Origin of the sequence: Sphingomonas sp. OTU376 (assembly GCF_038440415.1) — a bacterium.
GTDB lineage: Bacteria > Pseudomonadota > Alphaproteobacteria > Sphingomonadales > Sphingomonadaceae > Sphingomonas > Sphingomonas kyeonggiensis_A.
On record NZ_JASATQ010000116.1, the window covers coordinates 1 to 7,881 of the forward strand.

Below are 7,881 nucleotides of genomic sequence, written 5' to 3' on the forward strand. Positions count from 1 at the left end.
GAGAAAATTCCCAAGAAAAAACCCAACACAAACCCCCAAAGCACCGCATACCACACCCCCAACCCCCCCCCCCCCCCATTTTTTTCCGGTCCACCCCGTTTTTTCATTTCAACCGGGGGGGGGGGTCCCCCCCCCCACCGCCGCGCCGTTTCACACCGAACGAGATCATCTACGCGACAGGCGACCGGGATGTTCCGGTCTGGCTGGTCCTGGATGGCTCTATCGATGTCCTGCGCCGCGACGGTCTCGACGAGGAGGCACCGATTACGACCCATGAGGTTGGTCAGTTCACGGGCGAGGTCAGCCAGATCGATGGTCGTGCCTCACTCGCCTCGGCACGCGCGGGAAGCGATGGAGCGACCCTTTTGCCATTCGACCCGTCTCATCTCAGGGCCCTGCTGGTGGGTTCGGCCGAGATCGGCGAGATCGTCATGCGCGCGCTCATCCTGCGCCGCGTCGGCCTGATCGAACAGGGAGGCTCCGGGACGATCTTGATCGGGGAACCGGACGACGTCCGCCTCCTGCGGCTCCAGGGATTTCTGACCCGCACGGGTTATCCCAACATGGTGCTCGACCCCAAAGTCGATGGTGAGGGGCGCGGATTTGTGGAGCGGATGGCGCTGTTGCCCAGCGAGTTACCTCTCGTGGTCTGTCCCAACGGCGAACTGCTCAAGCGCCCGGACGAAACCGAACTAGCCGCGTGCCTTGGAATTCTTCCGACTCTCGATGCGGACAAGACCTATGACATCGCCGTGGTCGGCGCAGGACCGGCGGGGCTCGCCACGGCGGTCTATGGAGCCTCCGAAGGCCTTTCGGTGATCGTCCTGGATGAACGCGCAATGGGCGGGCAAGCTGGCGCGTCGGCCCGCATCGAGAATTATCTGGGCTTCCCGACGGGCATTTCCGGACAGGCGCTCGCTGGCCGCGCTTTCAACCAGGCGCTCAAGTTCGGAGCCGAAGTCGCGATCCCGGTCACGGTACAGCGCCTGAATCGTGAAGGCGATTATCTGGTCCTTCAGCTGACTGGCGGCGCGACTGTGAGGGCCCGCACGGTGGTGGTTGCTTCCGGAGCCGCCTACCAGCGACCGGATATTCCTGAGCTCGCCCGTTTCGAGGGCGCTGGCATTTCCTATTGGGCTTCGCCCGTAGAAGCCCGACTATGTGCGGGCAAGGATGTCGCACTCGTCGGGGGCGGCAATTCGGCCGGCCAGGCGATCGCGTTCCTCGCGCCTCATGTCCGAAGGCTTCGCGTCTTTGTCCGGCGCGACCTTTCGGAGACGATGTCGCGCTACCTTATCGATCGTATCTCGGTATTGCCCAATGTCGAAATCCATATTGGTACCGAACTCGTAGAATTGGACTGCGACGGGCAAACGCTCACGAGCGCCGTGGTACGTGACCGCACCACCGGCGCCACGACAAGGTACGAGGCCAGCCACCTTTTTCTGTTTATCGGCGCGATCCCGCATACGCGATGGCTGGCAGGCGCGATATCGACCGATGATCGCGGGTTCATCCTCACCGGGAGGGGACGGGCGCCTCTCGAGACCAGCATGCCGGGCGTGTTCGCAATTGGCGACGTCCGGGCCGGCTCAACAAAGCGTGTCGCTGCCGCGGTTGGCGACGGCGCCGCGGCCGTCGCCCAGATTCATGCATATCTCAGCGCGCTCGCGAAAGAGGCGGCGTGAGCACGCGCGGATGCGACGAATGCCTCAGGATGGGGACCCGCCGGGTCGATCGCCGCCCCTGTTAGGTGCCCCGTCCGCCTGACGCACCGGCAGAGAAAAAGGGAAATACGGGTGATATCTCACAAGATCGTCGGCAAACTGCGGAATATCGCAGTCGAGGTGGCTGCGTGGGACGGCTCTCGCGCGGAGGTCGATCTCTCCTGCATCTGCATGTTCACCCGAGAAATCGGCACCAGTTCGGTCAAGGGCGGCCTTGCCCACGTCGACTTAGCCCTCGGGGGAAACCTTCTCGGATTGAGGAAGGACGGGGTGTTTCGCGCCCGCGTCGGCGAGGCGTTGCTCATCGACGAACCTCCTTCCTCGATAGCCGCCAGCGCTCTCCTTCTCATCGGGCTCGGCAATCCCGTCGACTGGACAGCCGAAACCCTTGAAGCCGCCGTGCACCTTGCTGCCAACACTGCCTTCGCGCTCAAAAGCCGTTCCGCCGCTTTTGCACCTGGAATGCTTGATAGTGGTCTTCTTCCCGATCAGACCCGGGGCGCGCCGACCCATATGGTGAAGGGCCTCATCGCTGCCGTCGATGCGCAAGCCAGACTTCGCGAGCTAGGCCTCACGCGCCAAACCGCGCTTGAGCGCTGGGTGTTCGATGTGGGCGCCCCCCGTTTCGAGGATGCTGCGATGCAGTTCGGCTCCCTGCTCACTCGAAAATAGAACCCAGACCGTGATGCCGCCCGCATTATCGAAGGAAGTCCAATGCAAACTGTCCCTCCGCCTCCGCCCGTGATCACGCAGGAAATCCAGATCGTCGATCAAGCAGGGCGGCCGCGCATCGTCATGTCGGCAAAGGACGGAACTCCGGTGATCGAGTTCGTGCGCACCGATGCCAGAAGCGTCGTCACCATCAAGCTCGACAAGGATGACCGCCCCTCGGTGACTCTCAGCAACCCGGATACGGGAGGCCCCACCACTGCGCTCGAGGTCGATGACAAAGGGGCGCATGTGATCTTCAATCGACCCGGCGGCGCGTCATCATATCTCTTCCTGAACAACAGCGGAGGCTCCGGCGTGGTCCTGATCGATGCGAGCGGCGTTCGGCGCGCGAGTGTTCTTGTCACCGCCGATGGTAAGGTGACCACCCAAGGCGTCATTCCTCAGAACGGCAACGGCAAGGCTCAACCCTGACCGGCTCCTTCCGGCCCCGGAAACTGTCAGACGGCGGGCGCATCGATCCGGTTGACAGGTCATTTCCGCGCCAGCCGCCGGGTTGAATGAGAACACTTGTCCCAAGCCTTGCTACGCCCGCGCAAGTAAGACATCTCCGCGCCACTTCATCATACGTTCGCGATCATTTCCGTATTCCTCAAGGTGGTCACCTCAGCCACATTCCTGTGATGAACACGAGCATCGATCCAAGAGAGCAAGTGGTGGGCCGAGGGAACGGTTCGCTCGCGCCGCGGCGGCACCTGCGCAATCAGGAGGCGGCAGCGCTGATAGGCATCAGTCCTACCACGCTCAAGATTTGGCGAGTGAAAGGGAAGGGGCCCACATTCATTAAGCTGGGCGACAGCAAGCAAGCGACGGTCATCTACGTCGAGGAGGATGTGCTCGCCTGGCTCTCACGACACAGGTTTCGCAGCACAAGTGCCTATTCAGCGCGAGCTACCGGTCGGCATCAATTGGAGGATTGACTGTCTTGCAAATTACATCGGTAGCATAGCGGTCGGACCAACCCAGCCAGCGGGTGAAGGGAGCGACGGCCAATACGAACACCGCTCCCTTTACGTCTCTATCCGTTCAGCCGATCCTTCAGGGCTTTTGCCGCCGTGAAGGTGACCTTCCTCGAGGCTGGGATCGAGATTTTCTCACCGGTTGAGGGGTTCCTGCCGTCGCGCGCCGGGCTGGCTTTGACCTTGAACTTCCCAAATCCATTGATCGCGACCTCCTCGCCCTTGGCAGCAGCGTCTCCGATCGCGGCGAAGACATCATTGATCAGTTTGCGCGCATCGGCCTTGCTGGCCCCATGCTCGGCCGCCAGCGTTTCTGCGATCTCGTTGATAGTCATGTCGTACGTCCTTTGCCGCAATGAATTGGTCGGGGAGCGGCTCCTTAGCGCCTGATCGTCGGTCCGTCTCGGTGCCATTCGCCTGTACGCAGATCGTGGGCGAGCATCGGACAGATGCATGGGGAAAGCAGGGAAATCGACGCGATGCAGGCTCCTCGAAATCCGATCGGTCGAATCACTGAGCTTTCGCTCGGCACCTATTCTCTCAAGGCGACGAACCGCTGCCGCGCGCCAAGGGCTCTGCTGGATCTTGAGAACTTAAGGTAATCCTCGCTGAGAGCGGGTGGGGCCCGGGGGCAAGCGCTCTGGTGCTGAGGGGTGATCGCCCGCGCTGACGTTACGCCTCCGCGATTCTGGCGCACTCTGCGGGCACGTTGGCGGAAGCGGTGGGATTCGAACCCACGATACGGTTGCCCGTATGCCAGTTTTCAAGACTGGAGCCTTCAACCACTCGGCCACACTTCCAAACCAAACGCCGCGAACTGCTTACTATGTGCTTACCAGCTCCGCTATCAGCTTTAACCGCCAGGAATGCAATCGCTTCAAGGCATTGATATATAACGCATATTCCAAATTTCTAACACGCAAATCGACATAGTCCTTGTAGGTTTTCAAGACCGCTGCCTTAAACCACTCGGCCACCTTTCCGCGTTGCGACTCGCGCTATCCGGATTGGCGACGATCCGCCACAATTTGTTGACGAAAACCGCCGCTGGGGGGTTCAGGATCGAGTCTCGCTGTGGCACAAAAGGCGCATGCGGGGATCGAGTGGTGTGATGCGTAGCCTGTTGGCGCTGGGTGTTGCCGTGATCGCGGCGGCGCCCGTCGGTGCGCCCGCGATCGCGCAGGATGAAAGTGGCTTCCAGACCTATCTGGGCGAGCTGTCGCGCCAGGCGGCGGCGCAGGGCGTGAGCCGGCGGACGATCGACCTGGTGATCCCGACGCTCACTTATAACGCCCGGGTGGTGCAGCTCGACCGGCAGCAGCCCGAGACCGCGCCCAATGCGCCGATCTCGAACTTCGAGCCCTATCGCCGAAGCCATGTCGATGCCGCGCGGATCGGGCAGGGGCGGGCGGCCTATCAGCGCCAGCGCCCGCGCCTGCAGCGGATCGAGGCGGAGACCGGGGTTCCGGAATCGGTCATGGTCGCGATCTGGGGGCATGAGACCAATTACGGGCGGGTGATGGGCAATTTCGATCTGCCCCGCGCGCTTGCCAGCCTCGCCTATGAGGGACGGCGGCGCGACCTGTTCGCCGGCGAGTTCATCGCCACGCTCAAGATGATCGACCGCGGGGTGCCGCGCGAGAAGCTGATCGGCAGCTGGGCGGGGGCGTTCGGCGGCCCGCAGTTCCTGCCCTCGGTCTATCTCCGCCTGGCGCGCGACGGCGACGGCGACGGCATGGCCGATATCTGGACGAGCGAGGCGGACACGCTGACCTCGATCGCCAATTATTTCGTCAATGCCGGCTGGCGCAAGGGTCAGCCCTGGGGCTTCGCGGTGAGCGTGCCGGCCAGTCTCGACCGTGCGGCGATCGCCAACAGGACCGTCGCGCCGCGCTGCCCGCGCGTGTTCGACCGGCACAGTCGCTGGAAGACGATGGCGGAGTGGCGCGCGCTCGGCGTGGTGCCGCAGACCCGTGCCTGGCCGGCCGACAATGTCCAGGCGACTTTGCTCGAGCCGGACGGCCCGGGGAAGACCGGCTATCTGCTCACCGGCAATTATCGCGTCATCCTCGACTATAATTGCTCGAATTTTTACGCTTTGTCGGTAGGCCTGCTCGCCGATGAGGTCGAACGCTAGCATCTTCGCGCTCACGCTCACGGTTGTCGCCGTAGCCCCGAGCCACGCCCACGCCCTGCAGCAGCGGGGTTCCGTCGCCGCGCAAGCCTATGGCGGCGCGCAGGACGCCCAGTCGGGCGAGACCTGGCGCGCGGCCGACGGCACGCTGCGCTCGCGCCCCGCGCCGGCCCGGCCGGCCGCGCCGGAGCCCGAGCCCCAGCCGCAATGGAGCGAGCCCGCCCCGCAGGCGAGCACCCCCGGCGCGTCCTATGCCGTGCCCGGCGCCCGGTCCGCGCCGGCGCAGCGCCAGCCGCAATACCAGCCCCCGGTCCAGCAGCAGCAGGCGCCCGCCGACTATGCCGACCCCACAGCGGGCGCGCGGGGCCCGAGCGGCTCGTCGCAGCCCGCCCCGGGCGAGACGCCGCGCTATGACGAGATCGGCTATGCGGGCATCCGCCCGGTCAGCGGCTCGGCCGACCAGGCCGTGGTCGCCGTCCACCGCGCGCTGCCCGCCAACTCCTATGTCGAGGTCACCTCGCTCGACACCGGCAAGACGATCCTCGTGCTCGTCACCGGCACCGATCCCGGCGCCGACCACCCGATCGACCTCTCCGCCGGCGCCGCCCGCCTGCTCGGCGCCAGTGGCGACACGATCGGCGTCCGCCTGCGCAGCGTGAACCCGCCCGCGATGGACAAGGCCGCGCTCCAGGCCGGCCGCCCCGCCGGCGACCGCGCCGACGCGCCCCAGGTGCTGCTCACCGCGCTGCGCAAGCGCCTGCCGAACCGCCCGAGCTACGCGGCGGCACCGAGCTACGCGCCGCCCGCCTACACCCCGCCGCGCACCGCCGCGCCGCGCCCGGCCCCCGCACGCACCGCCCCGCCGCCGGCCCGGCCCGCCGCGAATGGCAGGTTTATCGTCCAGGTTGCCGCACTTTCTAACGCCCAGCGCGCACAAGCGCTTGCCCAAAGCCTTGGTGGGTTCGTAAAGCCGGGTGGCGGGCTCCATCGCGTCCAGCTCGGTCCCTTCGCCACGGCGGGCGAGGCCGAAGCGGCACGGCGGCGCGCCGCGGGCGCGGGCTATGGAGATGCACGCGTCCAAGCCAACTGAAAGGCCGGACGAATCACATGAAGAAGTTGCTGCTCGCCGCATCGTTCCTGGCGCTTGCCGCCGCCCAGTCGACGAACGCCGCCGGCCCGCCGCCTTTCGACACCCCGGCGCCCGTCGCCTATATGGAGGACCTGTCCTCGGGCGCGGTGCTCTATGCCAAGGATGCCGACCGGCGCATGCCGCCGGCATCGATGGCCAAGATGATGACGGTCTATGTCGCGTTCGACCTGATCAAGAAGGGCGAGCTCAAGCTCGACAAGCAGATCGAGGTGCAGCCCGAGACCTGGAGGAAGTGGCATAGCCAGGGCTCGACCATGTTCCTCGCGGTGGGCGAGAAGCCGACCGTGTCCGACCTGCTCAAGGGCATCGTCACGCTGTCGGGCAACGACGCCTGCGTCGTCCTCGCCGAGGGCATCTCCGGCAGCGAGGAAGCCTTTGTCCAGCGGATGAACGAGGCGGCGAAGAAGCTCGGCCTCACCAACAGCCATTTCGGCACGTCGAACGGCTGGCCGGACGAGGGCCGCACCTATGTCACCGCGCGCGACCTCGCGCACCTCGCCAAGGCGACGATCCAGGACCATCCGGACCTCTACAAGCAGTTCTACTCGCTCCCCAGCTTCACCTGGGGCAAGACGCTCGGCGCCGGTGCCGACATCAGCCAGTCCAACCGCGATCCGCTGCTCGGCCGCGTCCAGGGCGCCGACGGCCTCAAGACCGGCCACACCGATGAGGCCGGCTATGGCTTCACCGGCTCGGCCGAGCAGAATGGCCGCCGCCTCGTCATGGTCGTCGCCGGGCTCACCACCTACAATGGCCGCGCCGATGAATCGGTGAAGTTCATGAACTGGGGCTTCCGCGCCTGGCAGGCCAAGGCACTGGTCAAGAAGGGCCGCAAGGTCGGCGAGGTCCAGGTCCAGGGCGGCACCTCGGGCAGCGTCGGCGTGGTCGCCCCGCGCGACCTGAGCGCCACCGTTCCGGCAGGCACCGCGCCCGAGATGCAGGGCCGCATCGTCTATAACGGCCCGGTCCCGGCCGGCTTCAAGGCAGGCGACCATATCGCCGACCTGATCATCGACTCGCCCGGCCTGCCGTCGCAGACCGTGCCGCTGGTCGCCGAGAAGGACGTCGCCGAAGCCGGGTTCTTCGGCCGCGCCTGGCGCGGCTTCTGGTCGCTGTTCGGAGCCTGAGACTGAACTCCCCTCCCTGAAAGGGAGGGGTAGGGGGTGGGTTGGGGGCCCCCCC

The 7,881-nt window shown here is 65.5% G+C and carries 8 protein-coding genes and 1 tRNA gene; 7 read left to right on the top strand and 2 right to left on the bottom strand.

Translation table 11 applies throughout. From position 1 onward, the window contains the following. The first annotated feature begins 77 nt into the window (after positions 1 to 77). From AAHM44_RS24280 to AAHM44_RS24295, 4 genes are all read left to right on the top strand, one after another. A complete protein-coding gene (locus tag AAHM44_RS24280) occupies positions 78 to 1,688 on the top strand; it encodes an FAD-dependent oxidoreductase (protein WP_342251602.1) in 1,611 nt (536 codons plus the stop codon). 111 nt (positions 1,689 to 1,799) lie between these two features. Beyond that, entirely contained in the window at positions 1,800 to 2,399 is a 600-nt protein-coding gene (locus tag AAHM44_RS24285; protein ID WP_342251597.1) for a M17 family peptidase N-terminal domain-containing protein, read from the top strand. Positions 2,400 to 2,468: 69 nt separating this feature from the next. Next, positions 2,469 to 2,870 (top strand): hypothetical protein, encoded by a 402-nt coding sequence (locus AAHM44_RS24290; protein ID WP_342251598.1) that lies wholly within the window; start codon positions 2,469 to 2,471, stop codon positions 2,868 to 2,870. A gap of 209 nt (positions 2,871 to 3,079) precedes the next feature. After that, positions 3,080 to 3,376, top strand: a complete 297-nt coding sequence (locus AAHM44_RS24295) for a helix-turn-helix transcriptional regulator (RefSeq protein ID WP_342251599.1) — start codon at positions 3,080 to 3,082, stop codon at positions 3,374 to 3,376. Positions 3,377 to 3,474: 98 nt separating this feature from the next. On the opposite strand, the gene AAHM44_RS24300 is transcribed toward AAHM44_RS24295, so the two are convergent. Further along, positions 3,475 to 3,750: an HU family DNA-binding protein gene (locus AAHM44_RS24300; RefSeq protein ID WP_342251600.1), complete on the bottom strand. Its 276-nt coding sequence runs from the start codon at positions 3,748 to 3,750 to the stop codon at positions 3,475 to 3,477. Positions 3,751 to 4,125: 375 nt separating this feature from the next. Continuing rightward, a tRNA-Ser gene (locus tag AAHM44_RS24305) sits at positions 4,126 to 4,215 on the bottom strand. Positions 4,216 to 4,526: 311 nt separating this feature from the next. On the opposite strand from AAHM44_RS24305, the gene AAHM44_RS24310 reads away from it, so the two are divergent. Genes AAHM44_RS24310 through AAHM44_RS24320 form a run of 3 tightly spaced genes read left to right on the top strand, consistent with a single transcriptional unit; the run spans position 4,527 to position 7,826 of the window. Then, the gene (locus AAHM44_RS24310; RefSeq protein ID WP_269575422.1) at positions 4,527 to 5,552 is read left to right on the top strand and encodes a lytic murein transglycosylase; all 1,026 of its coding nucleotides are present in this window, start codon (positions 4,527 to 4,529) and stop codon (positions 5,550 to 5,552) included. Further along, positions 5,536 to 6,639, top strand: coding sequence for an SPOR domain-containing protein (locus tag AAHM44_RS24315; RefSeq protein ID WP_342251601.1), 1,104 nt, complete (start codon positions 5,536 to 5,538; stop codon positions 6,637 to 6,639). Before AAHM44_RS24310 ends, AAHM44_RS24315 begins: the two co-directional genes overlap by 17 nt. 17 nt (positions 6,640 to 6,656) lie before the next feature. Beyond that, a complete protein-coding gene (locus AAHM44_RS24320) occupies positions 6,657 to 7,826 on the top strand; it encodes a D-alanyl-D-alanine carboxypeptidase family protein (RefSeq protein WP_269575420.1) in 1,170 nt (389 codons plus the stop codon). Positions 7,827 to 7,881: the final 55 nt, after the last annotated feature.

Coding starts and splice junctions, on each gene's coding strand:
- AAHM44_RS24320 (WP_269575420.1), top strand. CDS start 6,657: ATGAAGAAGTTGCTGCTCGCCGCATCGTTCCTGGCGCTTGCCGCCGCC.
- AAHM44_RS24310 (WP_269575422.1), top strand. CDS start 4,527: ATGCGTAGCCTGTTGGCGCTGGGTGTTGCCGTGATCGCGGCGGCGCCC.
- AAHM44_RS24315 (WP_342251601.1), top strand. CDS start 5,536: ATGAGGTCGAACGCTAGCATCTTCGCGCTCACGCTCACGGTTGTCGCC.
- AAHM44_RS24295 (WP_342251599.1), top strand. CDS start 3,080: ATGAACACGAGCATCGATCCAAGAGAGCAAGTGGTGGGCCGAGGGAAC.
- AAHM44_RS24300 (WP_342251600.1), bottom strand. CDS start 3,750: ATGACTATCAACGAGATCGCAGAAACGCTGGCGGCCGAGCATGGGGCC.